This is a genomic window from Streptomyces sp. NPDC002446, from assembly GCF_053595675.1.
In genome coordinates, this window is sequence record NZ_JBSFYC010000011.1 from 55,029 (window position 1) to 80,148 (window position 25,120).

Here is a 25,120-nt window from a genome sequence, read left to right on the forward strand (position 1 = left end):
GCAGACGCTGGCGCAAGCCAGCGCAATCGCAGCTACCACTCTCGTCCTGCGCGTCGCCACGACAGGCCTACCAGGCGTCCGGCATATCGAAGATCCCCCCGAAGGTACGGTGCCGGGGAGCGGATAGGCATGAGTGCCTTCCGACGCCGCCGCGCCAACTTCTACACTTGTATCTCCCGCACTTAAGAGCGTCAATTCCCCAAAGGTGTGACGCAATGGCCATTCGGCTCGATCCGTTTAGCCCGTGCACGGCGATCCCCACGCCACCCGCTCCCGCCATCGGTGAGCTGTGTCGGAAGCTCGACCGGGACAACGCGTGCATCCTGCCCGGCAAATGGGCGCAGTCGCTGCTGTTGTCCCGGAATCCCCGCTCGCTCGCGGACTGGGACGCGTTCCAGCAGAGCTGGTCCCGAATGCCGCTCGACGGCTTCATGAACGATGGCGGCCGTTACCGGCGCCGCCGATTCTCAACACTGCGCGCATGCGCCTCCAGTGACACGTTCTATATCAATCCGCCCCAGCCCCACCATCAGCATCTCCAGCACAACTGGTTAAACGGCGGAATCCCCCGTTACTTCGCTCCGGTCCTCGACGAGATCTTGTACAGCCAGACGATGAACAGCCTGTTGGAGCTGGGAGCCGAGGTGTTCGGCCAGCTGTCCCCCGACGACGACTGGCATGTCGAGGTCCACCAGTTCCGCATCACGGCGGAGGGCACGGCGAGCGCCCCACCGACCCCGGAGGGCCGGCACCGTGACGGGGTCAGCTTCGTGATGATGGTCCTGGTGCGGCGGGAGAACGTCAGCGGCGGAACGACGATCCTGTACGACCTGGACGATCAACGCCAGGCCGAGGTGACACTGGGAGACCCGATGGATCTGGTGCTCGTCAACGACGAGCGTGTCCGGCACGAAGTCACCCCGCTGGTCCAGGCCGACCCGCACCGGCCCGGCCTGCGGGACGTGCTGGTAGTGACGTTCAGCTCCGGATGGCGATCTGCTCCAACTGCGGTGCGGCCACCCGGATGTGGGCCTCGGTGTACGGGGCGTATTTCTCCTGGCCGGATCCCGTAGCCGTGTAGCGCTGTGCCCCTGGCCGCTGGTCTCAGCAGGGCGTCCACTCACCCTGGCGGACTGGCGGACTGGCGGACTGGCGGACTGGCGGCCGCCCCGATGTCGAAGATCGTGCCGTCCTGGAGTCCTTAGGAGAGCGCCGATGTTCGGTCAGTGTGAGGGTCGGCAGCGGCGTACGTAGTAGGCGTAGGTCAGGGCCAGGACCAGGGGGCCCCACAACATGCCTGGGGAGATGCAGACCTTCGCCAGGATCTCCCACCAGATGTTGGAGAACCCGAGTCCGTCGAAGCCGGGGACGTGGAGCCAGTGCAGCAGCGTGGGCGCCCAGAAGGCAGTCGCGCCGAGGCCGCCGAGCGCGGCGGGGACGATGGCTGCGAAGGGCGGAATGCGCTTCCCTCCGATGACCGGCAGCCAGCGGGGCGCCGCCTCGCCCCAGCCCCGCACCAGGCCGAAGGAGAGCAGCGCCAACGCCTCCGAGACGATGCTGAGTCCGAACACGTAGGGGATGGCCCACCACACCCACTCCGGTGCGTTTGGATCGATCAGCCCCATGTTGAAGTCGAAGGCGTAGGGCAGGCGCCATAGGCACTGTGGCAGCAGCAGAAGCGGGATCGCGTGCGCGGTGAGGTCCGCCCATCTCGGGACGGGACGCTCCGTGCCCGTGCCTTGTGGAAACGTCGCACAGGGCCGGGGGGTGATCGTCGTCATGCCCGTAAGTCTTCGCGATCTCCGGTGAATGGTCGTCGGCCTACGGCAGGCTTCCCCTCCCCCGCAAGGGGGAACGCACGTCAGCCTGCGGAATGGTCGGCCCTCAAACGTTCCGGGCCGTGAAGTCGCACTCCCCCGCTCACCTCTGTGTCCGCGGCCGTGATGCCCGCCGATGAGAAGGAGGCGAGGCTTGCATGCGCACCGTCCGGAAGTACGTTCAACGCAACCACAGGAGTCTTCCCTTGCCCGACTACCCCCGCCCCCACCTCCACTCCCACCCCCACCTCCACTCCCACCTCGACCTCGTCCCGCTCGATCACGTCTCGGTCGCCGAGGCCGTCGCGTGGCATCAGGTCGTCGTCGCCTCGATGGCCCACGACCTGCCCGGAGTACCGCCGCCCGCCCCCGGACAGATCCACGCCCAGCTCACCAAGCCCGCTCTGGACAGCCACCGGTTGATCTGGCTGGCCACCGGGGCGGACGGCGTCCCGGTCGGAGTCGCGGGGCTGCGGCTGTTCACCTCGCCGGGCAGAGATCATCTGGCCGAACTGGAACTTCACGTCGACCCCGCACACCGGCGTCTGGGAACCGGCTCCCGCCTGCTGTCGGCTGCCGTGGCAGCCTGCCGCACCGAGAACCGGCGCAGCCTGGTCGTCGAAGCTCCGGCCGACAGTCCGGGTGAGGCCTTCTGTACGCGGTGGAGTTTCCGCCGGGCCCTGACCCTGGATCACCTGATCCTGCGCCTTGACCAGGCGAACGAGGCCTGCGTTCTGCGGGCCGACGGTGCCGAGCACGGTGCCGAGAACGCCGGCTACCGGCTGACCGGATGGACCGGAACGGTTCCCGACGGCCTCGCCGACGCGTTCGCCACGGCCAAGAACGCGATGAACGACATGCCCCTCGGAGACCTGGACTACGGCAGCGTGCCGTGGGACGCCGACCGCGTCCGCGCCATGGCCACGGTGATCGCTGACCGCGGAGACACACTGCTGACCGTCGCCGCCGTCCACGATGACGGCACCATGGCCGGATACACCGAGATAGTCCTGCCCCACGGCGCGCCGCCGCGCGCCCAGCAGTACGACACGGCGGTCGTGCCCGCGCACCGTGGGCACGGCCTTGGGCTGTGGGTCAAAGCCGCCATGGTGCGCCGACTGCGCGCCGAACACCCGGGCGTGGTCGAGATCGAGACGGACAACGCCGACGACAACGTCCATATGCTGGCGGTCAACCACGCGCTGGGCTTCCGCTCCTACCGGCGCACACGCCAATTCCAGCTCACCGTGCCCGCAGCCTGACCCGCAACCTGACGCGCAACCTCATCCTCCGCACAGAATCGACAGTCCATGCGCAAGCTGACGTATTACATCGCCGCCACCCTCGACGGCCACATCGCCGGCCCTGACGGCGGAGACCCCACCGGTCCGAACGGGTTCTGGCCCATACCGGAGGACTACATCCAGCACCTCATGGCCGAGTACCCGGAGACGCTGCCCGTCCAGGCCCGGCAGGCACTGTCCGTCACGGCGGAGGGCACGCACTTCGACACCGTGCTCGAGGGGCGGCGCAGCTACGAGATCGGTCTTGCGGCCGGCATCAGCGACGCCTACCCCCACCTGCGTCACCTGGTGTTTTCCCGGACCCTGACCGAGAGCCCGGACCCGGCCGTCGAATTGGTCGCCGACGACCCGGTGGCGACCGTACGCGAGCTCAAGCAGCAGGAGGGCAAGGGCATCTGGCTGCTCGGCGGCGCCGAGCTTGCGGGCTCCCTGTACGCCGAGATCGACACGCTGATTCTCAAGGTCGGCCCGCTGACCATCGGCGACGGGATCCCGCTGTTCTCCCGCAAGGCCGTCTTCGACCCGCGCACCTGGACACTCGCAGACCACACCGTTCTCAAGAGCGGCGCGATGTTCCTCACCTACACGCGCGTCAGCAGCTGACGCTCCGGGCGGGGCGGTGCGGTGCTTGTGGAGGCCGGGCGCGGGCGCGCTCAGAGGGCCAGAGGGCCAGAGGGCCACGCAGGCGCCGCCATGGCTAAAGCAAGACCACTCGCTCCCTGCCGCGCGCAACGCGTAGTGCACCGGGGTGAGGCAAAACCCGGCCGTACCTCAGGATGGTCGGCCTGGCCAAGAAGAACACGGAAAGAGGAGATTGACGAAGTGCGTGTGCTGTTGTCGACGTATGGGTCGCGTGGGGATGTCGAACCGCTGGTGGGGCTCGCGGTGCGGTTGCGGGAACTCGGCGCGGAGGTGCGGGTGTGCGCGCCGCCGGACGAGGACTTCGCGGAGCGGCTGGCCGGGGTCGGCGTGTCCATGGTGGGCGTCGGGCAGTCGGCACGCGCGCTGACGACTGCGGCGCCACCGCCGTCGAAGGCCAATCTGCCGCAGCGCGCGGCCGAATTGATTGCCAGTCAGTTCCAGGTGATACCCGCGGCGGCCGAGGGGTGCGACGTGCTGGTGGCGACGGGCGCGATGCCGGCCATCGCCGGTGCGCGGTCGGTGGCCGAGAAGCTGGGCATCGGCTACGTATCCGCGATCTTCCAGCAGCTGACCCTGCCCTCGCCGCAGCGCCCGCCGCTGGCGTACCCGGGGCGGCCGTTCCCGCCGGAGGTGACCGACAACCGGGCACTGTGGGACCTGGACGCCCAGAGCATCAATGCGCTGTTCGGTGAGGCGCTCAACACCAACCGGGCGTCGATCGGCCTGCCCCCGGTGGACAACGTCCGCGACTACGCCTTCGGTGACCGGCCGTGGCTGGCGACGGACCCGGTGCTGGACCCGTGGCTGGAGACGCCGGACCTCGACGTCGTACAGACCGGCGCGTGGGTGCTGCCCGATGAGCGGCCGCTCCCAGCGGAGCTGGTGGCCTTCCTGGATGCCGGCGCGCCGCCCGTGTACGTGGGCTTCGGCAGCATGGCCGTGCGCGGAGGGGAGGATGCGGCCCGGGTGGCCATCGAGGCGGTTCGCGCGAACGGCCGCCGGATACTCGTCGGGCGTGGCTGGGCGGATCTGGGCCTCATCGACGACCGGAACGACTGCTTCGCCGTCGGCGAGGTCAACCACCAGCAGTTGTTCGGACGGGTGGCTGCCGTCGTGCACCACGGTGGCGCGGGTACGACGACGACGGCCGCTGGGGCCGGCGCTCCCCAGGTGGTGGTGCCCCAGTTGGCGGACCAGCCGTACTGGGCCGGCCGGGTGGCCGAGCTGGGCATCGGCGTAGCCCACGACGGTCCGGTGCCGACCGTCGAGTCTCTGTCGGGCGCGCTCAAGACGGCCCTGGCCCCCGAAACCGGCGCCCGGGCGAAGGCCGTGGCCGACACGGTCCGCACCGACGGGGCGATGGTGGCCGCGAAGCTGCTGCTCGACGCCGTCAGCAGCTGAGAAAGGGCGAGACGAGTCCGCGAGCACCACGCGGACTCGTCCTGCCAGCGAGGCCGCACCCGGGCAGCTACCGAAGTTGTCATCGTGATGTCGGGTCGGTCGCCCCTCCTTATCCTGGCCGCATGACTGAGACGCACGCCTATGACGTAGTGATCGAATGGACCGGCAACCTCGGCTCAGGAACAGATAGTTACCGCTCCTTCAGCCGTGCTCATGAAGTCTTGGCGACGGGGAAGACCCCCATCGCTGCCTCCTCCGATCCGGCCTTTCGCGGCGACCCGGCCCGCTGGAACCCCGAGGAACTGCTTGTGGCCTCCGTCGCTCAGTGCCACATGCTCTGGTACCTCCACCTGTGTGCTGTTGGCGGAGTGACCGTCGTCGACTACGAAGACCGGGCTCACGGGGTCATGACCATGGACGCAAGCGGCGGCGGGGGCCAGATAACCGAGGTCGTGCTTCGTCCCGAGGTGACCGTCGCCGATGCCTCGATGACGGACAAGGCTCGCGCACTGCACGACGAAGTCCACTCGGTGTGCTTCATCGCTCGCTCAGTGAACTTCCCCATCCGCCATGAACCACTGATCCGTGCTCAGTAAGGGGCGAGCTGCTGAGCTACTGAGCTACTGAGCTCTCAAGCGTCGTGTCAGCACACCGATCTACCTGTCGGGTTGTGGAGTCCGTTCGCGGCGCGGCATCCGTCGATGAGGTCGCGTGGCATTCCTAGATGTACTGACCGGAGACGTTGATTGAGAGCAGGGCGTTCCGCTCGGCAGTCACGAGGCCGGGGTTGAGTGTCTTTCAACCAGGTCTCTGGCGAGCTGACTGATGCGTTCGCGGGCTGTCTCTGGGGTGAGTATCTCGATGTGGTCGCCGAACTGGAGGAGCTGACGCACTGACTCGATGTCGGGGTAGCGGACGACGACGGTGCACCAGCCGTTTTCCGCGTCGGAGACGTCGTGGATGCGGTTGCCGAGGATGCGCCGCGCCAGGTCGAGTCCGTTTTCTGGCAGGCGGACGGTCACGCTCACGCGACCTTGCCCCTCGGTGCGTTCCTTCAACGCGGCCCATCTGGTGCGGAGGGTTTCGCCTGGTCGGAGAGCAGCTGGCGCGTCGAGTTGTTCGTAGGACGAGAGTCGTTCCAGAGCGAACAGCCGACCGTTCCCCTGGTCATCGGCGATGAGATACCAGCGACCGGATTTCGCGACGATCCCGTACGGGTCGACCACCCGCGTTGAGGCCTGACTCTCGGCGCTGCGCCGGTATTGGATTCGCAGCCGGCGGCGGTGTCGCAGTGCCGAGGCCAGATCCGATACGTCGACCGCTGCCTCTGAGTCAGCAAACCACGCGGTGCTGTCTACCAGCACCAGGTCCGCCAGTTGCAGCAGGCTCGGCGACCCAGGTGCTGCAGCCTGCCGAGCGGCGATCTTGCGCGCGGCCGACTCCCACACCGCAGACAGGCCCATACGCTCAAGTTGCGCACTGTCCAAACCGGCTACGGAGAGTGCCTCCAGCTCTGATGGTTCCAGATGCGATGCGTTGAGCCGTGCACTGGGGAGCAAGACGATCCCGCCGTTCCGCCCGCGTTCGGCATAGACAGGCACACCTGCTGTCGAGAGCGCCTCGACATCCCGCAGCACGGTCCGCCGAGACACTTCCAGACGCCCGGCGAGCTCGGTGGTGGTGATGCGCTGACGGGTCTGCAGGAGCAGCAAGAGATGCAACAGCCTCGAAGCCTTCATACTGACCAGCCTTTGCGGAAAAGGTGACAGGTTCTGTCGCGATGCGGCGGTCAACTGGAGCAGTACCGAGAATTCAACGATCTGAGGAGCGCACTATGCCCGCACCCAACCTGTTCCTGATCGGCGTCCGCGACGCCGAGACCGCTACTGCCTTCTACAGCGACCTGTTCGAGATCGAACCGACCTTCATCAGTCCCCACTACGTAGCTTTCGAGGTTGCCCCCGGCGTCCTGTTCGCGCTGTGGACGGGCTACAGCGAGCATGCGGTCCCGAGCACCCCTCGAACGAGCGAAGTCGGACTGATGGTCCCAGGAGGAGCGACCGCGATTGACGAGATCTTCACGAGCTGGGTCTCGAAGGGAGTCCATGTCGCGGAGGAGCCACACGACGCTGTCTTCGGTCGCACGTTCGTCATCACGGACCCCGACGGCAACCTCATCCGGGTCTCCCCGGTGGACTGATCTTCACGCCCCCTGCCCACACTTCTAGTAGTTGTCGAAGGGCCGGCCCGCACACGATGGTCGGCCCTTCAGGCTGTCCAGGAGCTCAAACATGTCACATCCGAACGCCGTCCTCACCCCGCGCCACCGTCTGAAAGTCGCTCGACTCGTCGTTGACGACGGCTGGCCGATCAGCGAAGTCGCGGCCCGATTCCAGGTGTCCTGGCCAACCGTAAAGCGCTGGGTCGATCGCTACCTTGCAGACGAGTCCATGCAGGACCGATCCTCACGACCCCGGAGATCACCCACCAAAACACCCAAGACCGTGACGAAGCGGTGCGTCAGCCTGCGACTGCGCCTGCGAGAAGGGCCGGTCCAGCTCGCCGCGAGACTCGACATCGCCCCGTCGACAGTGCACCGAATCCTGCGATCGGTCCGACTGAACCGACTCGCCTACGTCGATCGAGCGACAGGTGAACCCGTCCGCCGGTACGAGCACGACCACCCGGGATCGCTCGTGCACGTGGACGTGAAGAAGCTCGGGAACATCCCCGATGGAGGCGGTTGGCGGTACGTCGGTCGCCGCCAAGGCGAGAAGCACCGCGTCGCGACACCGGGCAAGTCACGCAACGCCTACGGCGGCCCGAAGCTCGGATACGCGTTCGTGCACACCGTCATCGACGACCACTCCCGCGTCGCCTACACCGAGGTCCACGATGGCGAGACGGCCGTGACCGCAGTCGGCGTGCTGCATCGCGCGGTGGAGTGGTTCGCCGAGCGCGGCGTCACCATCGAGAGGATTCTCTCCGACAACGGCGGCGCCTACCGGTCCTACCTGTGGCGCGACACGTGCGACACCCTCTCGATCACACCGAAGTACACGCGCCCTTACCGTCCGCAGACCAACCGCAAGGTCGAACGCTTCCACCGCACCATGGCCGACGGCTGGGCCTACGCCCGCTGCTACACCAGCGAGCAACAACGCCGAGACGCTCTGCCACCGTGGCTGCACCAGTACAACCAGCACCGTCCGCACAGCGCTTGCGGCAACCAGCCCCCGTTCTCACGGTTGATCAACCTCCCCGACCAGTACACCAGATGGCATCGCTGCGGTCGTCGCTCGGGTGGGCCTGACGAGGCAGCGTGGCGTAGATGGCTCCGTGGTGAACGGCGGTGATAGCGGCCAGCCCGGGCATCTCGGCAGCGATCTGCGCGCGCAGCCGGGCTGTCTCCTCTGCCTCGGCTGCGGTCTCCTCTGCCTCGGCTGCGCTCTCCTCTGCCTCGGCCGCGGCCTCCTCTGCCTCGGCTGCGGCCTGCAGCTCGTCAGGTTCCGGGTGCAGCAAATGTCTGCGGGAGCCGGCGTTCGGAGCCGCAGCGGCCTGATCGACCACGTGGGGAGCGGCGGCTGCGACGCGGGACTGTGCGGCGCCAGCTGCGTAGACGGCGGCGCGGCCGGTTGGGGCCGTGTCCTCGGCGTGCTGCGGGGTGGGGGTGGCCAGCCCGTCGGTGGTCCGCTGGGCAAGGAGATGCTCGGCGGCGCGGCGGCGAGCTTCCCGCCCGGCGGCCTCGGCCGCCTTCTCGGCTGCTTCGGCAGTGGGATGCAGGTGACGGCGCCGCATCTGCGCCGCATGGGCGCTGCGGGCTCCGGATGCTGCTCTCCGCACTGGCGGCGACGGCGGCGGTGACGTCGGGATCGTCCGGTTCACCGCATCCGGCGGCGGCCACGGTGACGGCCCGGCCGATCAGCTTTTCGGTCTCGTGCAGTTCGCGGCACACGCCGCACAGGCCTGCCGCCTCCGGTTTGCCGCACTCGGTGCACGGCAGCGTACGGCGGGCCTGCTCGGCCGCTTCGGCATCGGCCCGTGCCCGTTCCGCAGCGGCGGCAGCCTCGGCCTGGGCTGCGGCGACCTGCTCACGTCGCTCCTCGGCCTGCGCGATGTCGGAGGCCACGGCTGTGCGCAGCTGGTCTTCGTACGCCGCGCGCTGCTCGGCCGGGGGCGTGTCGGCAGGCAGGCTGCGCCGGACTTCGTCGGCGACGCGTCGGCGGCGGCCGCGGAGGTCGAGGACCCGGTCCTCGCAGAGCGTGCAGGCGGCTCCGGTGTGCATCAGGATGCCTTCGTCGCACCGTATGTCGGTGCAGCCACCGCGCCGCGGCAGGCCCCGTCCGAGTAACCAGCCCACCGGGTCCGTGACCCCGGACGCGCGACCGGGCTGGGCAGTCAGACGGCGTGTCAGCCGCTGGGCGAGGTAGCTCCCGGCGCGGTCCTCGCCGATCCAGGCGGCGATGTGCCGCAGCTCTCGGTGGGGTGCCTTTTCTACGAGCTGCCGGGGCGGGTCCGCTCCAGCCAGTCCCACAACGCTTCAACGGGGGCCAGGGCAGCCTGCAGCTCACGACGCGGGCGGGGCACCTTCCCCCGCTGCCAGCTGCGGTGACGCCCTCTCCCTCCCCTGTTGGCCAGAAGCCGGGTAGCGGCATGCTGATTCAGCCCAGGGCTGGAAGCGTCCGAGGCCTGGGCCCGGCGCTGCTTTTGCGTCGGGACGGTGGAGGAGTTCTTGGTGGCGGATTGCTTGGTGCCGGAGTTCGTTGGCATTTCCCCGCGCAGCGGGCCCTCCGCACCACCGGTTGCCGGCACCGGCGCAGCAGCGCCATCGGTGCGCGCGGCCTGGTCTTCGTCGCGTACGCAGTCTTCGCGTGCGCACGCGCATCCCGGCGGATTACCGGTACCCCCACGGCCGTAGCCGGAAAAGCCGCAACCACCCGCGCTCACATCTCCCAGATCAGCCACAGGTGAGTGGTATGCGTGAAGTCCTGCAGAAGCAGCATCCACCTCAGGGCTCGATTTACCCCTGCTGACCTGCTCTTTCGCCGCCCGATCCGGGATCTGGTCCCGTCCTGCAGTTTGATCACCCCGCCGGGGACGCGGAATCAGCCCTCCAGGACGGCCCGCAGCCCGCCGGAGCCGGCGCACTTCCCGGTACGCGACCTCCACCGCGGGCATCACCAACTGCTCCCGGCCGCCCGGCGTCCTGTCTTTGCGCTCGCCCACCTGCTGGGCTTCGACCTGATGCCCAGGATCAGGAACTGGAAGGAACTGACCTGCTACCGGCCTTCCAAGCAGAGCGAGTACGTGCACATCGGGCCCTGTTCGGCGAGCCGGGCAAGCACGTCATCGACTTCGACCTGATCGAGTCCCAGTTCCGTCACCTGATGCGGGTGGCCGTCTCCGTACGCGAGGGCACCATCTCCTCCTCCACACTGCTCAAGCGCCTGCGTTCGGGGTCGAGGAAGAACGCCACCTACGCCGCCTTCCGCGAGGTCGACCGCGTGATTCGCACCGTCCAGCTCCTGCGCTACCTCTCGGACGCGCCGCTTCGCCGACGGGTGACCGCGGCGACCAACAAGGTCGAGCCGTTCAACCGGTTCTCCCAGTGGATCGGCTTCGGCAACCGCGGCGTCATCGCCGACAACGACCCCATCGAGCAGGAGAAGGCGATGAAGTTCAACGCCTTCTCCTGCTCACGAACGCGGTGATCTTCCACAATGCCCTGGACATCGCGGAGATCGTCCGCCAGCTGCTGGAAGAGGGATGGGAGATCGACCCGGAGGACCTGGCGCACATCTCGCCGTACCTGACCGAACACATCAACCGGTTCGGCGAGTACAGCACCCACGAACTCGGCATCCAGCCCGAGGCGTACGACCCGAAACTCGACGTCGACTTCACGACCTCGGTCAGTCGAGGCCTTCGACGATGCGGAAGTCGCGCTCGACGCCGTCGGCGAGGGCGACCAGCGCCTCCTGGTAGGCCGCACTCTCGTGCGCTGCGACGGCCTGCTCGAAGCTGTCGAACTCGACCAGGACGACGCGCTCGGCGATTCCGGCGTCATGCGCCACGACCCGACCGCCACGGACGAGGGTCCGACCGCCCGCGGGCTCGACGGCCAGAGCGGCCAGCTTGTTGTAAGCAGCCAGCTTCTCAGGGTCTGAAATGGTGCGGTAGACGCTGACCCAGTAGCCCTTGGGCATGGAACCTCCAGTGTGGGGATGAGTGCATCTGACTTACGGGGTGGTCTCGGACGAGCGTCGGCGGGCGAGAGCGAGGCTTGTCAGCGTCGTGATCGCCATGGCGCCGATGCCGACCAGCGCCGCGGTGGTGTAGGCGCTGTCGTCGGGGAAGAGGTTGCCGGGGCCGGTGCCCGCGGCGAGGATCAGGCCGCCGATGGCGCTGCCCAGGGAGTACCCGACGCTGCGGACGACGTAGTTGAAGCTCATGGCGCTCGACGTCTCGCTCTTGGGGGTGACGGCCAGGATGACGCCGGGCATCGCGGCCGAGAAGCCGCCGACGCCGAAGCCGAGCACGCCCATCGCCGCGAACAGTTCGGCCAGGTCCGACCGGGCCGCCGCGAACACGGCGAACCCGCCGCCGACCACGACGGCGCTGCCGGCCAGGAGCAGGGGGTCGGCGATCCGCGTCCGGACCCGCGGCGTGAGCTTGCCGGCGACGAACCCCAGCACCGAGAACGGGATGAGGACCAGCCCGGCGACGAAGGTCGTCAGCCCGAAGCCGTAGTCGGCGCCGTGCGGCGTCTGCGCGTACCGGGTGATGAGCGTGAGCAGGAGATACATGCCGATCCCGCCGACGAACATGGCGAGGTTCGCCCCGGCGACCGCCGGGTGCCGCACCGCCCGCACATCGACCAGGGGCGTCGTGCTGCGCAGCTCGATGACGGCCCAGACGCAGAGCAGCACCACCGCGACGACGGCGAGGCCCGCCGCCACGGCGAGGTGCCGGCTCCACAGATTCCGTTCGCCGGCGAGGAACAGCACCAGGAGCAGCGCAGCGGCCAGGACGACCGCGCCTGCCACGTCCACGCGGGCAAAGCGGCCTTCGGGGGCTTCGGGCATGGAGCGCCACGCGGTCAGGAGGGCGGCGGCGGTGACGACCAGGCCGAGGCCGTAGGCGGCCCGTACCCCGCCGAGCTCGGCGAGCAGTGCGGCCAGCGGGTAGCCGACGCCGGCCCCGATGATCGAGACCACCGAGATCAGGGCGATCACGCCCGAGCTGCGCTCCTCGGGGAGGTGGTCCCGGGCCACGCCCATCATCAGCGCCGTCAGCCCGAGCCCGACGCCCTGGGCCGCCCTGCCGGCCAGCAGCCACGCGAACGGCAGCGGCAGCACGGTGAGCGCACTGCCGGCGACGACGACCGCCAGCGTGGCGAGGATCGTGGCCCGCCGGTGCCGGCCGGCTCCGAGCCGGCCCAGGACCGGCGTGGCGACGGCGCCGCTGAGCAGCGCGACGGTCAGCGTCCACTGCGCGCTGCCGAGCGAGACGTGGAACGAGGTCGCCACGCTGGTGATGAGCGGCGTCCCGAGGCTGCCGACCGCCGCCACGACCAGAGCGATGAACATCAGGGCGGGGACCAGCAGCCGCGCCTCGGAACGCGCCACCGGTAACGCCTTCACCGCGACCCCGCCGACCGGCTGCCCGGTCACTGCTTCGGCCCTTCGCGGTCCTGGCTTTCGAGCTCTGCCAGATGCTTCAGCGCCGGAAGGGCCGCCACCAGCGCCTCGACCTCGTCGCCGGTGAGCTCGCCGATCAACCGCTCGAACGCGTGGACGCCCGCCTGGCGCCGCGTCCGGACATAGGAGGCGCCGGCCTCGGTCAGGCACACCAGTGTGACCCGCTTGTCGGACGCGTCGCCCCGCCGCTCGACCAGGCCGGACTCCTCCATCACCCGGACCAGGGCGGTCATCGCGGGCTGGGTGACGCCCTCGACCGCGGCCAGATCGGTGATGCGCCGCGGGCCGGTCCGGTCCAGGGTGGCCAGGGTGGCGGCGGACGTCAGGCTCATGTCCCGGGGCAGGCGTCTCGCGGCCCTGGTGGCCAGGCCGTAGAGGGCTGCCCCGATGGCGGCGGACGCGCCAGGAGCGGTGTCTTGACGACTCATGCCCGAAGCATAGCATTTTTATATTCATAGTTTATGGAAATGGTCGACTGACGCGGGCGGCGCGCCCCTTGAGCAGGCCGGCCCGCCGGATCCGGGTCAGCGCCAGGCCCAGCAGCCGGTCGGCGCGGCCGCCCTCGGCGAGCCGGTCGCGGAAGTCGGACAGCACGCTGTGGTGGAAGCCGGGGTCTTCCAGCTCCAGGCCGAGGACGTACGTGAAGTCGACGCGGCAGCGCACCGCCTCGGCGGCCTGGCGGTCCGACAGGTTCAGCGCGTACTGGGGGTCCCGCCGGTATCGCTCCAGGATTGAACGCTAAGGGGTCGCCGCAGGTCAGAGCGTCGATCGCCAGGCTGCCGCTCCGGCCTGTGGCGGTGTTTACCAGTGGTGTCCCCAAGGTGATCCGCCGGGAGTCGGCACATGTCCACGCCCTTGACGCCGTCTTCAGGCTCGACCTCGCAGGAGTGCGCAGGTGGTCGGCGAGTAGGCCGGGCAGATCGAGCACCATGTCCGGGTTGCTTGTCGGCTGGTGTGCTGTTCGTCGCTCACCCTGCCAGCCGCGGGTGACGGCTCGTGCGGCGGCGTGAACATCCGCGAGTCGACGCTGGAGGGGCTCGACACCGCGGCCCGCAAAGGCAAGCACGGCGGCCGGCCGCCGGTCATCACCGACGACATGCTGCACACCGTGCTCTGGCGGAGGGCGAACGGCGAGTCCGTCGAGCAGATCCAGCCCGACCTGATCATCCCCACCGGCAAGCGCAAGGGACAGAACCCCTCGGTGGCCAGCATCTACCGGGCGCTCGCCGAGCACGCCAAGCGCGAGGCATACCCCGAAGCCGTCGCCCAGGCCCACGCCGACTTCGCGGGCCTCCAGGCCGGCGAACTCCCCGCCCCGCGCACAGTGGAGCAGACGGAACCAGCCCGGTGACCAAGTACCTCGCCGTCCTCCAGTTCACCGCGAACGGCCCGAAGGTCACCGGGGAGTGGACCTCGGACACCACCGCCCTCCGGACTTGGCGAGACTGGGTCGGCCTCTACGGTTCCGATGAGCAGGTGGTCATCCGCGTCATCGAGGAGACGGACGGCCGAGAGCGTGTGCTCACCGCCTGGGAGCACGGACGAGTCGTCGAGGCGCCACAGAATTCCACCTGAGGGGGCAGCCGGAATGCGCCCGACCGTGTCGTAGCCGTCCACCGACACATCACGCGCTACCCATGATCGGGAACGTGGCGGCCGTCGTCCAGTCGCTTGTATGCACCTGGCGGGTAGTCGGCGTTCAGGGTCAGGACCGGCCTGCCGCTCTCTTCCTCTACAGTCCAGTCGCCGGAACCGCCGGTCAGGATGAGCGGCGGCTCGTCGCCGATGCCGCACTCGATGCTGGGGCCAGTGGGGACGACGACCTCGATCATGGTGGTGTCCTCCAGCCCGGACAAGAGGGGGCGGAGCTGCCCGACGGTGATCGGGACAGCCTTGTGCTGGTAGCGGTAGACCATGGCCCTGAGCGTGCCACGACAGAGCAGGGAAGACCGTGTATACGCGCTGGAGGGGCTGTTGCCGGAGTACGGCACGTGAGGTGACTGCCCGGGTGACGTGTCATGTCCCGGGTTGATTGCGCCGGCCTGGTCAGACCAAGGCTCAAGATCAACTACTGGCGGCTTTTGGGCTCACCTCGGCGATACCCCGATGACGTACGCCCCAAGTCTGCTTCGTGCGCCCCTCCGTCGTACGTGTGCCCCGGAGGGGACGGTGGGGATTCGGTATGTATGCGGACGAGTTCCGCCCCTCCTGTGAGGAAGACCCGAAGGGGCCAGGGGCAGGATTCGCTTGGTGTGGAGGTGTCTTCTCACCGTCCCGCCCTGCTTGGACAGGGCAGGCGTTCCGTGACAAGTGACGACGAGCAAAGGGGCATCACATATGCCGACTCACATCCTTGCTGGCTTGGGAACTGCTAGCTCCAGCTACAGTCCGCCCATCACCCAGAGCGCGCAGACGGTCACTTTGCACAGCGATACGACATTTGTGCCGCCTGTGCCCTGTGCCGATGCCCCTACTAGGCTACTGGTGTCCTCTCAGGTCGACGGCACCTTTGTGACTCAGTGCCAGGGCACCGTCACCGATCCGAACCACCATGGCACGCTCAAGTGGTCGGACGGCACCACCAGCGCGTTCAACGTGAACACGTTCACTGCCGAACGCGTGGAAGGCCACGTTGTCGGACATGCCGAGGGCACCATCATCAATGGGCACTACTCGGGTGCCACCATCAATATTCTGCCTCTCCGGCTGGCAAACCAGACCGCAGCCTGCCTGACCGGTAGCAGTGTTTCTGGCGGCACTGGTGCAGAAGTGGTCGTCGTGACAGCGCCCTGAGTCTGGATCAACCGGTCGGTAACAGGGGCGCCGGTCTTCTTCCGTCTCGCGCGTCGGCGGAGCCGGGGCGCGCAGCAATGAAGAGATGGTGCATATGAGCGGCGCGACAGCAGGTGCCTTGCGGGACTTGGAGCCGTCGGTGGGCGTCTGCTCGACCGGCATCTGGCGGTGGCCCGTGAGTGGTTCCCCCATCAGTACGTGCCGTGGAGCGGAGCACGGGACTTCGACGGCCCGCTGGACGGTACGGGCTGGAGTGCGCAGCAGTCGGCGCTGCCGCAGGCGGTGCAGGGCGCCCTGCTTGTCAACTTGCTCACCGAGGACTATCTGCCCAGTTATCACTTCGAGATCGCGGCCCGCTTCGGCAGGGACGAGGCCTGGGGCGCTTGGGTGCACCGGTGCACGGCGGAGGAGGATCGCCACGCATGTCTCATGCGGGCCTACGTCCACGCCCGTCGTGCGATGGACCCGGTGGCCCTTGAGGAGCTACGGATGCGGCATGCGGGCGGCCGGGTACCGCAGCGACCTGCCGACCGTCCTGCATGCGCTGTCGTACGTGACGGTGCAGGAGCTGGCGACCTGCCAGGCGCACCGCAACGTGGGCGTCATGTGCGGTGCTCCGGTGGGTGAACAGCTGATGGCGTGTATCGCCGCAGACGAGAGCTTGCACATGCTCTTCTGCCGGGATCTGTACGCCGACGCCCTCCGCGTGTTCCCGGACGACGCGCTGACGGCCCTGACCGACGTGATCTGCGACTTCAGGATGCCGGGCACGACGATTCCCGGTTTCCGCGCCCGCGCTCTGCGGGTCGCGGCCGCCGGCATCTTCGACCTCGATGTCCACCACCAGCACGTCGTGCGGCCCCTTTTGCGCGCCCTGGGAGTGATGTGTCTCTGTCCGGCCTCGGCCCAGCCGGCGAGCAGGCCCAGGAGCGACTGGGGCAGCACCTGGAGTCGCTGCGGGCGCAGGCGTCCCGCGCGCGAGAACTGTACGAGCGGATGAACGCCGGTGACGGTCCAGGGCGTTCCCGCACCACTGCACAGGAGGTCACGGCATGACACAGGAAGTGGGACAGGACATCCAGCCGGTGCTTCCCGAGCGTTTGGTCACCCTGCTGACCAGTCATCTCGACGTCAAGGCGGACCCGCAGCAGCTGACGGCGGCGACGACATTCGAAAGCCTCGGGATGGACTCCTTGTCCTTGATGGAACTCGTGGTGGCGGCCGAGGAGGAGCTCGGGATCGTCCTGCCGGAGGACGCCGTGGAACTGTCCCCGATAGCCACGCTGGGCGAGGCCGCCCAGGTGTTCGAACGTGCGCGCTGAGGTCGCGGTCACCGGACTGGGTCTGGTGACTCCCGCGGGGCACAGCGCCGAGGACAACTGGGCGGCTCTGTGCCGGGGCCGCTCCCTGGCCGCCTCCGATCCGGAACTCGCCGGACTGCCCGTCGACTTCTCGTGCCAGGTACCCGGTTTCGACGCCGTCGCTGAACTGGGACGGTCGTTCGCCCGGCGGGTGGACCGGTTCATCCAGTTCGCCCTCGTCGCCGCCAGGCGAGCCGTCGCCGACGCCGCGCTCGACCCCACGTCCTGGCCGGCCGAGCGGGTGGGCGTCGTGCTGGGTGTGGGCTCGAACTGCCTGAGTACCTATGTCACCGAGTTCGGCCACCTCGGCGCGGGCCGCCCCGAGCGCGTCTCACCGCTGGCGCTGCCGCGCAGTGTGCCGAACATGGCGGCCGGCGAGGTCGCGATCGATCTGGGCGCCCAGGGGCCGAATTTCATCACCTCCAGCGCCTGCGCGTCCGGCGCGACCGCGATCGGTGTCGCACGGGATCTGCTGCGGTCGGGCACCTGCGACATCGTCCTGGCAGGCGGCAGCGAGTCCGGGCGCTCCCGCATGACGGCGACCTGCTTCACCCGGATGCGCGCGCTCTCCCGACAGCGGGAGCGGCCGGAGCTGGCCAGCCGGCCGTTCGACGCGGCGCGGGACGGCTTCGTCCTGGGCGAGGGCGCCGCCGTCCTCGTAATGGAACGCCTCACACAGGCAAAGGCCCGCGGCGTTCCGGCGCAGGCGCTGCTGCGCGGTTATGGAGCCGGTGCGGACGCCCGTCATCCGGTTGCCCCGGACCCGGCCGGTGCCGGAGCGGTCCGTGCGGTCCGCGCCGCGCTGGAGGACGGGGCCTGCGCTGCGCGTGACGTGGGTCTGGTCAACGCGCACGGTACGTCGACACCGTTGAACGATGCCGCCGAGGCCGCGGCCCTGACCCGGGCGTTCGGTGACGACGTGCCACCGGTGACCGCGTCCAAGGGCGTAATCGGTCACGCTCTTGGCGCGGCTGGAGCGATCCAGGCCGCGTACACCGTCCTCGCCCTGCGCCGCCGCCTCATCCCGCCGGTGGCGAACTTCCAGGGCCAGGACGGCGAGTACAAGCTGGACATCGTGGCCGGCCGCCCGCGCCCGGTCGACACAAAGACGGCTATCAGCTGTTCCTTTGGGTTCGGCGGGCAGAACGCCGTCCTGCTGTTCACGGCCCCCTGAGACGGACAGGATGCGAGTGCGAGCGTTGAGGCAGCTGTCCCCCACCGCTCCGGCGGCTGCCGCGGCCGAGCGCATGCGCGCCGCGTTCGCCGCCCCGCCCGACCGGCTCCTCACCGTGGTGGTCACCGGTCCGCAGGCCGCCGCCGGAGCTGACGCCTACGCCGGTCGACTGGAGGACCTGGCGGATGTCACGGCCGTACGCGTCGTACGAACCCTGCCCGCACCCGGCACCGTGGGCGTGGGTGGCCGAGCCGCCGAAGTCGCTGACACCGTTGCGGGCGCCCTGCCGTGGTGCCTCACTGCGCTGGGTGTGGGACTCGCGCTCCTGCTCGGCGCCTTCACCCACAGCGTGATCGCGCCGCTGAAGGCGCTGACGGTGGCGGCCGTCAGCCTCGGAGCGAGCCTCGGGGCCCTCGTCCTGATCTTCCAGGAAGGCTATGGCCGCGCCCTGCTGGGCGGCTTCACGGTGACACACACCCTCGATGCCTCGCCCCTGCTGTTCGTCCTGATCATCACCCTGGCTCTGTCGGTGGACTACGAGGTGTTCCTGCTGGGCCGGATCCGCGAGGAGTACGTGCGCTGCAGAGACAACCGCACCACGATCGTCGACGGCATCGGCCGCACCGGCAGACTGATGACGTCCGCCCCACCGGCCGTCGCGGTCTCCACGGCGGCCATGGGCACTTCGGACGTGGCCCTGCTCAAGCTCATCGGCATCGGCGTGGCGCTGGGCGGGGCCGTGGACGCCGTACTCGTACGCGGAGTGCTGGTGCCCGCCGTCATGACAGAAGCTGACCGCACACCCGGGAAAGAGCGGAGGGTAATCGATGGGGGAACCGACGCAAGACTCCACCACCCAGACCACATACCGCCACGCACGACCGCCGGAAGGCCCCTCGCCCGCTCCGCGGATCAGGGCGATCAGGACGGCGTTCCCGCCGTACCGCTACCCCCAGCACGAGATCATGGCCACGCTGGCGCGCACCACGCTCATGAACTCCGCGACCGGCGTCCTGATGCTGCGGAAGATCGAGGCCAACGCGGGCGTGGCCACGCGCCATCTGTCCCTGCCCCTGGGCAAGCTCGTCGAACTGGCCGATCTCGACGACTTCACACAGACCAACCAGGTATGGCTGCAAACCGCCCTGGATCTCGGCGAGCAGGCCCTGACCGGAGCCCTGAGCGAGGCCGGGGTACGTCCGGGGGACGTCGACGCGGTGATCAGCACCACCGTGACGGGGCTGGCCGTACCCTCGCTGGAAGCACGACTGGCCCAGCGGACGGGATTGCGGCCGGACATCAGACGCATTCCGCTGTTCGGCAACGGCTGCGCCGGGGGAGCCGCGGGTCTCGCCCTGCTCCGCGACTACCTGAGCGCGCACCCGGACCAGATCGCCGTCCTGCTGGCAGTGGAGCTCTGCTCCCTGGCCTACCAGCAGAAGGACGGATCGATAGCGAACATCGTCGCCGGCAGCCTGTTCGGCGACGGCGCGGCGGTCGTGGTGGCGGCGGGCGGTCACCGGGCAGGCGAGCGTCAGGGGCCACAACTAGTGGACGGCGCGAGCTGGTTGGTGCCTGACAGCGACGATGCGCTCGGCTGGGCGATCGGCTCCCACGGCTTCCGGATCCGTCTGGCGCCGGAGGTGCCCGCGCTCACCGAGGCACACCTGCCCCAAGCCGTGCACTCCTTCCTCTCCCGGCATGCGCTGACGACCGACCGGATCGGCAGCTGGATCATCCACGGCGGGGGGCCGAAGGTGCTCACCGCGGTGGAACGGGCTCTGAGCCTCGCGTCGGACGCCACCGTACTCACCCGCCGCTCCATGGCCGACCGGGGCAATCTCTCGTCCGTGTCAGTCCTCGATGTCCTGGACACCGCGATGGGAAGCCCGCCCCCGGCCGGCACTCATGGGCTCGTCGCAGCCATGGGCCCCGGATTCGCTGTCGAACTCGTTCTCGTCCGCTGGTGACCGGCTGCGGCTACTGGAAAAGAGATGCCATCATGACCGACGCGGGCTTCACCCCCCTCCCCACCTGGGAGAATGCAAGCCATTGTCAAGACCTGTGGATCGTGTCTGCGAGGCGCAGTGGCGGCATCTGAGTCCGTGCCACGCTCAGGGCGTGTTGGGATGATGACTGTCTGCCCCGAGTGGACGAGCGGCCCCATGAGCCTCAAGGGGTGTCAACGTCCTGTTTCCGAAGCCGGTGCCCTGGACGGGAAGTGTGACGGCCCCCGCCCAGGGCGTACCCGTCCTTCTACGGACAGGCGTGAGCGGATCTCGGGGGAGATGGTCACGCCCCCGGCTTCCAGCTTCTTGACCGCCGCATCGGTGTAGAGCGTGTTCCACCACACGACGGCGTTGAGGGCGAGGCCGAGGGCGCCGAGCTGATCTTCCATGCCGTCGCGGTAGCCGTGGCGGAGCTCGCCGAGCCGTCCGAAGAAGATCCGCCGGCCCAGTGAGTGGCGGCCTTCGCCAATGTTGAGCTGGACGCCGATCATGCGCCGGTATGCCTCAGAGTCGAGGAACTGGAGCAGGTGGAGGGTCTTGAAGATCCGCCCGTAGTGGGCGAACGCGTCCCCGAGGCCGGTCATGCGGTCGCCGCTGGCCATCATCATCCGCAGCAGGTCGTACGCCCGCACCTTCCCGGTCTGCAACGACCCGGCGACACGGAGCATGTCCTCCCAATGCTGGCGGATCCGCTCGGCCTGCACCCGGTGCCGGGAGACCGGCTCCAGCGGGCCGTAGTTCGCGCTCATGTCGAAGCGCCACAGGCGGGCGTCGGAGATGTCGGCGATCCGCGGGGAGAACTGGTAACCGCAGATCGCGAACAGCCCGAAGACCAGGTCGCTGTACGAGCCGGTGTCGGTGATGACGATCTCGGGCCGCTCGCGGGTGTCGAGGTTGAACACCGCGTCCAGGATGCCCAGGGAGTCGCGCAGGGTGCCGGGCATCACGATGCCGCCCAGGCCCATCACGCGGTCCGAGACGACGTTGAGCCAGGTCGCCCCGCGCCCGGTGGAGAAGTACTTGCGGTTCGGGCGGGCATGCAGGGAGCGGACCGGGACGGTGAAGCGCATCCCGTCCGCCGAGGCGACGTGGCCGCCGCCCCAGTCGCCGGCGATGTCGATCTCGCCCTGCTTCTGGACCATCAGCGCCGAGGCCGCGCTGATGCCCGGGGTGTTGAAGTACCCCCAGTCCACGGACGTCAGGCGCGAGCGGGTCAGAGCCTTGTCGCCGGGCTTGATGACCGGCTCCAGACCGATGTTGGTGGACTTGTGCACCAACAGGGCGGTCAGGGTGATGTCGAGGTCGTCCGGCCTGGCGACCTTACCGCTGATGTGCTCGAAGGCGTTCAGCATGCCGGTGTGGGCGTGGACCTCCAGCAGCAGCTCGGGATAGTCCACCTTCGGCAGCATCGCCTGCACGGCGTCGTGCACCATCTTGTATCCGGCGGGCTCGGGCTCGGCCTGAAGCCGGTCCAGACGGATCTTCCCGCCGACGATGTCCACGGCCGCGTTCCCCGGCAGCCCCTCGGCCACATGCCGGTACGTCTCATCCAGCAGCGCCCCAAGCTCGCCCAAGTGTTCGTCGGCGGTGTTCGGCAGCTCCAGCGCAGTCAGCACCTTCGGCCGCGCGAGGGCCCACCCCGGTCCCGTCAGCAGCCGCGCCCTCGGATCACCCCATACGTCGGTGCCCTTGGCGAACACGTCCCGGCGCTTGAGCGCGGTGTGCAGGGCCTCCAGCACGCAGAACGTCCACGCCTGCTTGTCGATCAGCCCGTTCGGCACCAACACCGGGTTGCCGAGCACCAGCCGCCGCCACGTGGCGTCCAGCAACAGCGTCGAGTCGATGTGCTCGGGCCCCGGCTTACGCCGCGCCTGGACCTTCGGCAGCTCGCGCAGTGCCTCCACGACGGACGTGCCGGCCTCACTCGCGCCCCACGGCACCACCGTCGCGAGCAGCGACGTGAACGGCCGCACCGTGGCGTACCGGTCCAGCAACTGCTTGCGCCACAGCGCATCGCTGTCCTCGTCGTCGCCCTCGGGGAACACCTCCCCCAGAGCCACGATGGCCGTTGCCAGCTCCTCACGCGTGACGAACTGCTCGATCCGCTCCCATGCCTGGGCCATGCTCAGCGGAACCGGCTCCCCCTCGCTCTCCGCGACGACGGGGGTGTCCATCATGATGGTCACCGCGCCCCTGAGCTTCACCACGGCCTTCCGCAGCTTCGGCATGCCCTTCAGCTGGGCCTTGCCCTCCTCGCGCTCCGCGCGGGCCAGCAGCTTGGTGGCCATCAGCAGCTCGAACAGCGTCAGCGCGTCATCGACCGACGAGTTCTCCAGATGCCGCACCGTCGTCAGCAGCGTCGCGGTCCGCCGCGGCTCCGCCAGCCGGCGCAGCGTCGGCGCGTGCGTGGAAAGCCCGTACCGGGCCAGCTCCGCCTGCTTCACCGGCGGCACCCGCCACAGATCCAGCTTCCGCCCCTCCATCGCGCGGATGTCCCGGGCCCGCTCCAGCGCGGCCTTCTGGCCCCGTCCCGAGATGTCCCTCGGCGCCTTCCTCCACCGCTCCAGCACCGACACCGACGAGCCCTCCGGCACCGTCAGCAACCCCAGCAGCTCACGGCGGAACTCCGGTGTCACTGGCGCGTCCGCCACCGAGTAGATCAGCGCCTGCTCACCCCGCCGCACCTCCGCGACCAGGTAGGCCAGCGGCGTCATCCCCGGCAGCAGCACCCGGTTGCGCAGCAGCCATGTCACCGCACGGTCGAACAGCGCCCGCGGCCCCTCCGTCGACACCCACACCCGCCCCGCGATGTACTCCCGCAGCGGCAGGTCGCCCTCCTCGAAGTCCCGCAGCTTCAGCAGCTTCCGGATCTCCCGCGCGTGCTCGTGCTGCGTCGGCAACCGCTCCGGATGCAGCTTCAGGCACGACGGATCGTCGATCCCCAATTGCTCCGCGACGAAGTCCGCCACCGACGTCGGCACCGCGGCCGGCTCGGAAAGGAACGTGCCCAGCATCCGCACCGTCCCCCACTGCACTCCCCAGCCCAGCCGGTTATGGGAACGGCGCTTCGACCGGGCCATCTCCAACGCCTCGGTGTCCAGCCTGAAGAAGGACTCCAGCTCCTGAACTGACGGCTCACCCGCGAACCGCCCGTACCGGTCGACCTGATCATCCGATAGGTACTCAACTGACACGGCCTGTCAACCTGCGGCCATAGGTAGACGGCACGACCACGAGGCCGTCAGTGATCAAATCGATACTCGGCGTTGGCCAGAGCCCTTAGCGTTCAATCCTGGAGCAATACCGGCGGGACCCCTACTGCAGCACGCAGACGGTGGCCAGCTGCGCGGGCGAGAGCCCAGGGGCGACCGTCGCACGGGTACCAGGCGGTGAAGTCCTCGTCGCTGAACAGGCCGTCGAGGCGGTCGCGGATCCACATCGCAGCGGTGCCGTGGGGGTTGCTGGCCCGGGCGACCCGCACGGTCAACGCCGGGATCTCGGCTCCGGGACGGGGCTGGAGGGACATGTCAGGCCCCTGGGGGACATGGGCAGAACGCTCCCACAAACCTGACGCAACGTCACGATCGTTGGCTGTCCGTCCTCAAGATTCCCGACAGAGTCCGACCCGGAAGACCTGGCGCACATCTCGCCGTACCTGACCGAACACATCAACCGGTTCGGCGAGTACAGCACCCACGAACTCGGCATCCAGCCCGAGGCGTACGACCCGAAACCCGACGTCGACTCCACCCCGCTGCGCGAGCAGGACCTGACCGCCGCCGGTCTCGGCCAGGCTGCCTGAGCCGTGAGGGAAACCAGCTGGTGACGCCCTTCACGGGAGAGCGGGCCGGTATACCCCAGAATCCCGCTGCGAAGGTCAGCCTCCAACACCGTGGCCCGGGCAGGTGATCCGATAGCGCTGCCGTGGGGGCGGGGTTTGTGACGGTTCTTGTGGGCCCTCGCCGTATTTCAGAGGGATACCCGCGCTGTTCTGCCAGCGGCAGAACACCGGCCGGACCGGGCTCGACGATCACTACAGTCCAGTCTCATGACGACGATTACGACGCGTACGGTCGAGTATCCGGCCGACGGTTTGACGATGATCGGGCACCTCGCGCTCCCGGCCGGTGCCGACCGCCGGCCCGCGGTGCTGCTCGGACCAGAGGGCATGGGGCTCAGCGACGTCGAGCGCCGCCGGGCCGATGCTCTCGCCGAGCTGGGATATATAGCGCTGGCCTTCGACCTTCATGGCGGGCGCTATTTGGGCGACCCCGAGGAGATGCTGGCCCGTTGCCTGCCGCTGCTCGCTGATCCCGTGCGGATGCGAGGCATCGGCCATGCGGCACTCGATGTGCTGCGCGCCGAAGCGCGGACCGACCCCGACCGGATAGCCGCCGTCGGCTACGGCACCGGGGGCGCCATCGCGCTGGAACTCGGGCGCGACGGCGTCAACCTGCGCGCGATCGGGACAGTCAACGCAACTACCACGGGCCGACCGGGCGAGGCGGCGCGCATTCGCTGCCCGGTGTGGGCCGGGGTCGGGTCGGAAGACCCGATCATGCCGCCCGCGCAACGGAACGCGTTCACCGCCGAGATGCAGGCCGCAGGCGTCGACTGGCGCCTCACGGTCTACGGCGGAGCCTTGCACGCCTTCCACCACCCACCGGTCGACCACCCCGCGGTCCCCGGCGTCGGCTACCACCCACGGCACGCGCAGCGAGCCTGGCGCGACGTCGTCGACCTGCTCGCCGAGTGCCTGCCCGTGACGGAGGGTCTGGGGGCATGACCCAGGTAAGCATGCTGGCGCCGGGCCTGGTCGGCGTCGGGCACTGACAGTCCCCTCCCCTCAAGTCCGCACAGCAGAACCGCATTCGGGCGGTTACTCGATCGCGGAGACGTATTCACAACTACCGCAGTAA

The 25,120-nt window shown here is 68.9% G+C and carries 27 protein-coding genes and 4 pseudogenes; 22 read left to right on the top strand and 9 right to left on the bottom strand.

The features are described from left to right. The first annotated feature begins 215 nt into the window (after positions 1 to 215). Positions 216 to 1,073, top strand: a complete 858-nt coding sequence (locus ACWD6P_RS09185; protein ID WP_451443405.1) for a 2OG-Fe dioxygenase family protein — start codon at positions 216 to 218, stop codon at positions 1,071 to 1,073. A gap of 150 nt (positions 1,074 to 1,223) precedes the next feature. Here ACWD6P_RS09185 and ACWD6P_RS09190 read toward each other — a convergent pair whose 3' ends face one another. Continuing rightward, positions 1,224 to 1,781, bottom strand: a complete 558-nt coding sequence (locus tag ACWD6P_RS09190; protein WP_451443406.1) for a hypothetical protein — start codon at positions 1,779 to 1,781, stop codon at positions 1,224 to 1,226. A gap of 242 nt (positions 1,782 to 2,023) precedes the next feature. Here ACWD6P_RS09190 and ACWD6P_RS09195 point away from each other — a divergent pair, with 242 nt between their 5' ends. The 4 genes from ACWD6P_RS09195 to ACWD6P_RS09210 all read left to right on the top strand — a co-directional run bounded on the left by ACWD6P_RS09195 (position 2,024) and on the right by ACWD6P_RS09210 (position 5,760). Continuing rightward, positions 2,024 to 3,079 (top strand): GNAT family N-acetyltransferase, encoded by a 1,056-nt coding sequence (locus ACWD6P_RS09195; RefSeq protein WP_451443407.1) that lies wholly within the window; start codon positions 2,024 to 2,026, stop codon positions 3,077 to 3,079. A 48-nt stretch (positions 3,080 to 3,127) separates the two neighbouring features. Continuing rightward, the gene (locus ACWD6P_RS09200; RefSeq protein ID WP_451443408.1) at positions 3,128 to 3,724 is read left to right on the top strand and encodes a dihydrofolate reductase family protein; all 597 of its coding nucleotides are present in this window, start codon (positions 3,128 to 3,130) and stop codon (positions 3,722 to 3,724) included. Positions 3,725 to 3,943: 219 nt separating this feature from the next. Continuing rightward, the gene (locus tag ACWD6P_RS09205; protein WP_451443409.1) at positions 3,944 to 5,164 is read left to right on the top strand and encodes a glycosyltransferase; all 1,221 of its coding nucleotides are present in this window, start codon (positions 3,944 to 3,946) and stop codon (positions 5,162 to 5,164) included. Between the two features lie 122 nt (positions 5,165 to 5,286). Next, a complete protein-coding gene (locus ACWD6P_RS09210; RefSeq protein ID WP_451443410.1) occupies positions 5,287 to 5,760 on the top strand; it encodes an OsmC family protein in 474 nt (157 codons plus the stop codon). Between the two features lie 177 nt (positions 5,761 to 5,937). Here the strand turns inward: ACWD6P_RS09210 and ACWD6P_RS09215 are convergent, their stop codons facing one another. Beyond that, the gene (locus ACWD6P_RS09215; protein WP_451443411.1) at positions 5,938 to 6,957 is read right to left on the bottom strand and encodes a helix-turn-helix transcriptional regulator; all 1,020 of its coding nucleotides are present in this window, start codon (positions 6,955 to 6,957) and stop codon (positions 5,938 to 5,940) included. A gap of 41 nt (positions 6,958 to 6,998) precedes the next feature. Between ACWD6P_RS09215 and ACWD6P_RS09220 the strand changes: the two genes are divergently transcribed. The 7 genes and pseudogenes from ACWD6P_RS09220 to ACWD6P_RS09250 form a co-directional block, all read left to right on the top strand. Next, complete coding sequence (locus ACWD6P_RS09220; RefSeq protein ID WP_055548848.1) at positions 6,999 to 7,364, top strand: VOC family protein; 366 nt, start codon at positions 6,999 to 7,001, stop codon at positions 7,362 to 7,364. Between the two features lie 91 nt (positions 7,365 to 7,455). Further along, positions 7,456 to 8,520 (top strand): IS481 family transposase, encoded by a 1,065-nt coding sequence (locus tag ACWD6P_RS09225; protein ID WP_451443412.1) that lies wholly within the window; start codon positions 7,456 to 7,458, stop codon positions 8,518 to 8,520. Between the two features lie 166 nt (positions 8,521 to 8,686). Further along, positions 8,687 to 9,028 carry a hypothetical protein gene (locus ACWD6P_RS09230; protein WP_451443413.1) on the top strand — a complete coding sequence of 114 codons (342 nt, stop codon included), beginning with the start codon at positions 8,687 to 8,689 and terminating at the stop codon, positions 9,026 to 9,028. 73 nt (positions 9,029 to 9,101) lie between these two features. Beyond that, positions 9,102 to 9,515 (top strand): hypothetical protein, encoded by a 414-nt coding sequence (locus ACWD6P_RS09235; RefSeq protein WP_451443414.1) that lies wholly within the window; start codon positions 9,102 to 9,104, stop codon positions 9,513 to 9,515. A 629-nt stretch (positions 9,516 to 10,144) separates the two neighbouring features. Then, positions 10,145 to 10,528, top strand: a complete 384-nt coding sequence (locus tag ACWD6P_RS09240) for a Tn3 family transposase (protein WP_451443415.1) — start codon at positions 10,145 to 10,147, stop codon at positions 10,526 to 10,528. Then, a complete protein-coding gene (locus ACWD6P_RS09245; protein ID WP_451443477.1) occupies positions 10,513 to 10,875 on the top strand; it encodes a Tn3 family transposase in 363 nt (120 codons plus the stop codon). Before ACWD6P_RS09240 ends, ACWD6P_RS09245 begins: the two co-directional genes overlap by 16 nt. Then, positions 10,872 to 10,946, top strand: a pseudogene (locus ACWD6P_RS09250) (hypothetical protein); the annotation flags it as partial. The gene ACWD6P_RS09245 and the pseudogene ACWD6P_RS09250, both read left to right, overlap by 4 nt. A 130-nt stretch (positions 10,947 to 11,076) precedes the next feature. Here the strand turns inward: ACWD6P_RS09250 and ACWD6P_RS09255 are convergent. The 4 genes and pseudogenes from ACWD6P_RS09255 to ACWD6P_RS09270 form a co-directional block, all read right to left on the bottom strand. Beyond that, positions 11,077 to 11,370: a DUF1330 domain-containing protein gene (locus tag ACWD6P_RS09255; protein WP_451443416.1), complete on the bottom strand. Its 294-nt coding sequence runs from the start codon at positions 11,368 to 11,370 to the stop codon at positions 11,077 to 11,079. A 33-nt stretch (positions 11,371 to 11,403) separates the two neighbouring features. Continuing rightward, positions 11,404 to 12,837 carry an MFS transporter gene (locus ACWD6P_RS09260; protein ID WP_451443417.1) on the bottom strand — a complete coding sequence of 478 codons (1,434 nt, stop codon included), beginning with the start codon at positions 12,835 to 12,837 and terminating at the stop codon, positions 11,404 to 11,406. Next, complete coding sequence (locus ACWD6P_RS09265) at positions 12,834 to 13,196, bottom strand: MarR family winged helix-turn-helix transcriptional regulator (protein WP_014173936.1); 363 nt, start codon at positions 13,194 to 13,196, stop codon at positions 12,834 to 12,836. The genes ACWD6P_RS09260 and ACWD6P_RS09265 overlap by 4 nt, the downstream gene beginning before the upstream one ends. Before the next feature lie 154 nt (positions 13,197 to 13,350). Continuing rightward, positions 13,351 to 13,569 (bottom strand): annotated as a pseudogene (locus ACWD6P_RS09270) (transposase); the annotation flags it as partial. 301 nt (positions 13,570 to 13,870) lie between these two features. Here ACWD6P_RS09270 and ACWD6P_RS09275 point away from each other — a divergent pair. Then, positions 13,871 to 14,215: a hypothetical protein gene (locus tag ACWD6P_RS09275; RefSeq protein WP_451443418.1), complete on the top strand. Its 345-nt coding sequence runs from the start codon at positions 13,871 to 13,873 to the stop codon at positions 14,213 to 14,215. After that, positions 14,212 to 14,439 carry a hypothetical protein gene (locus ACWD6P_RS09280; RefSeq protein ID WP_431040775.1) on the top strand — a complete coding sequence of 76 codons (228 nt, stop codon included), beginning with the start codon at positions 14,212 to 14,214 and terminating at the stop codon, positions 14,437 to 14,439. Before ACWD6P_RS09275 ends, ACWD6P_RS09280 begins: the two co-directional genes overlap by 4 nt. Before the next feature lie 56 nt (positions 14,440 to 14,495). Here the strand turns inward: ACWD6P_RS09280 and ACWD6P_RS09285 are convergent, their stop codons facing one another. After that, entirely contained in the window at positions 14,496 to 14,780 is a 285-nt protein-coding gene (locus tag ACWD6P_RS09285) for a hypothetical protein (RefSeq protein ID WP_431040776.1), read from the bottom strand. A 568-nt stretch (positions 14,781 to 15,348) separates the two neighbouring features. Between ACWD6P_RS09285 and ACWD6P_RS09290 the strand changes: the two genes are divergently transcribed. From ACWD6P_RS09290 to ACWD6P_RS09320, 7 genes and pseudogenes are all read left to right on the top strand, one after another. Continuing rightward, entirely contained in the window at positions 15,349 to 15,657 is a 309-nt protein-coding gene (locus ACWD6P_RS09290; protein ID WP_451443419.1) for a hypothetical protein, read from the top strand. A 198-nt stretch (positions 15,658 to 15,855) separates the two neighbouring features. Beyond that, positions 15,856 to 16,089 (top strand): annotated as a pseudogene (locus tag ACWD6P_RS09295) (acyl-ACP desaturase); the annotation flags it as partial. 64 nt (positions 16,090 to 16,153) lie between these two features. Then, the gene (locus ACWD6P_RS09300) at positions 16,154 to 16,657 is read left to right on the top strand and encodes an acyl-ACP desaturase (protein WP_431040778.1); all 504 of its coding nucleotides are present in this window, start codon (positions 16,154 to 16,156) and stop codon (positions 16,655 to 16,657) included. A gap of 52 nt (positions 16,658 to 16,709) precedes the next feature. Beyond that, positions 16,710 to 16,979, top strand: a complete 270-nt coding sequence (locus ACWD6P_RS09305; protein WP_018543077.1) for an acyl carrier protein — start codon at positions 16,710 to 16,712, stop codon at positions 16,977 to 16,979. Beyond that, entirely contained in the window at positions 16,969 to 18,192 is a 1,224-nt protein-coding gene (locus ACWD6P_RS09310; protein WP_451443420.1) for a beta-ketoacyl-[acyl-carrier-protein] synthase family protein, read from the top strand. Before ACWD6P_RS09305 ends, ACWD6P_RS09310 begins: the two co-directional genes overlap by 11 nt. Before the next feature lie 73 nt (positions 18,193 to 18,265). Next, a pseudogene (locus ACWD6P_RS09315) lies at positions 18,266 to 18,934 on the top strand (MMPL family transporter); the annotation flags it as partial. An 85-nt stretch (positions 18,935 to 19,019) separates the two neighbouring features. Further along, positions 19,020 to 20,162: a type III polyketide synthase gene (locus tag ACWD6P_RS09320; protein ID WP_451443421.1), complete on the top strand. Its 1,143-nt coding sequence runs from the start codon at positions 19,020 to 19,022 to the stop codon at positions 20,160 to 20,162. Positions 20,163 to 20,374: 212 nt separating this feature from the next. Here the strand turns inward: ACWD6P_RS09320 and ACWD6P_RS09325 are convergent, their stop codons facing one another. After that, positions 20,375 to 23,395 (bottom strand): Tn3 family transposase, encoded by a 3,021-nt coding sequence (locus ACWD6P_RS09325; protein WP_451443422.1) that lies wholly within the window; start codon positions 23,393 to 23,395, stop codon positions 20,375 to 20,377. 92 nt (positions 23,396 to 23,487) lie between these two features. After that, positions 23,488 to 23,727 carry a hypothetical protein gene (locus tag ACWD6P_RS09330; protein WP_451443423.1) on the bottom strand — a complete coding sequence of 80 codons (240 nt, stop codon included), beginning with the start codon at positions 23,725 to 23,727 and terminating at the stop codon, positions 23,488 to 23,490. A gap of 522 nt (positions 23,728 to 24,249) precedes the next feature. On the opposite strand from ACWD6P_RS09330, the gene ACWD6P_RS09335 reads away from it, so the two are divergent. Next, entirely contained in the window at positions 24,250 to 24,987 is a 738-nt protein-coding gene (locus ACWD6P_RS09335; protein ID WP_451443424.1) for a dienelactone hydrolase family protein, read from the top strand. Positions 24,988 to 25,120: the final 133 nt, after the last annotated feature.

Excerpts from the sequence above, each read along its gene's own strand:
- ACWD6P_RS09185 (WP_451443405.1), top strand. The coding sequence starts at position 216 with ATGGCCATTCGGCTCGATCCGTTTAGCCCGTGCACGGCGATCCCCACG.
- ACWD6P_RS09190 (WP_451443406.1), bottom strand. The coding sequence starts at position 1,781 with ATGACGACGATCACCCCCCGGCCCTGTGCGACGTTTCCACAAGGCACG.
- ACWD6P_RS09200 (WP_451443408.1), top strand. The coding sequence starts at position 3,128 with ATGCGCAAGCTGACGTATTACATCGCCGCCACCCTCGACGGCCACATC.
- ACWD6P_RS09210 (WP_451443410.1), top strand. The coding sequence starts at position 5,287 with ATGACTGAGACGCACGCCTATGACGTAGTGATCGAATGGACCGGCAAC.
- ACWD6P_RS09220 (WP_055548848.1), top strand. The coding sequence starts at position 6,999 with ATGCCCGCACCCAACCTGTTCCTGATCGGCGTCCGCGACGCCGAGACC.
- ACWD6P_RS09225 (WP_451443412.1), top strand. The coding sequence starts at position 7,456 with ATGTCACATCCGAACGCCGTCCTCACCCCGCGCCACCGTCTGAAAGTC.
- ACWD6P_RS09230 (WP_451443413.1), top strand. The coding sequence starts at position 8,687 with ATGTCTGCGGGAGCCGGCGTTCGGAGCCGCAGCGGCCTGATCGACCAC.
- ACWD6P_RS09255 (WP_451443416.1), bottom strand. The coding sequence starts at position 11,370 with ATGCCCAAGGGCTACTGGGTCAGCGTCTACCGCACCATTTCAGACCCT.
- ACWD6P_RS09265 (WP_014173936.1), bottom strand. The coding sequence starts at position 13,196 with ATGAGCCTGACGTCCGCCGCCACCCTGGCCACCCTGGACCGGACCGGC.
- ACWD6P_RS09285 (WP_431040776.1), bottom strand. The coding sequence starts at position 14,780 with ATGGTCTACCGCTACCAGCACAAGGCTGTCCCGATCACCGTCGGGCAG.
- ACWD6P_RS09300 (WP_431040778.1), top strand. The coding sequence starts at position 16,154 with ATGCGGGCGGCCGGGTACCGCAGCGACCTGCCGACCGTCCTGCATGCG.
- ACWD6P_RS09305 (WP_018543077.1), top strand. The coding sequence starts at position 16,710 with ATGACACAGGAAGTGGGACAGGACATCCAGCCGGTGCTTCCCGAGCGT.
- ACWD6P_RS09320 (WP_451443421.1), top strand. The coding sequence starts at position 19,020 with ATGGGGGAACCGACGCAAGACTCCACCACCCAGACCACATACCGCCAC.
- ACWD6P_RS09330 (WP_451443423.1), bottom strand. The coding sequence starts at position 23,727 with ATGTCCCTCCAGCCCCGTCCCGGAGCCGAGATCCCGGCGTTGACCGTG.
- ACWD6P_RS09335 (WP_451443424.1), top strand. The coding sequence starts at position 24,250 with ATGACGACGATTACGACGCGTACGGTCGAGTATCCGGCCGACGGTTTG.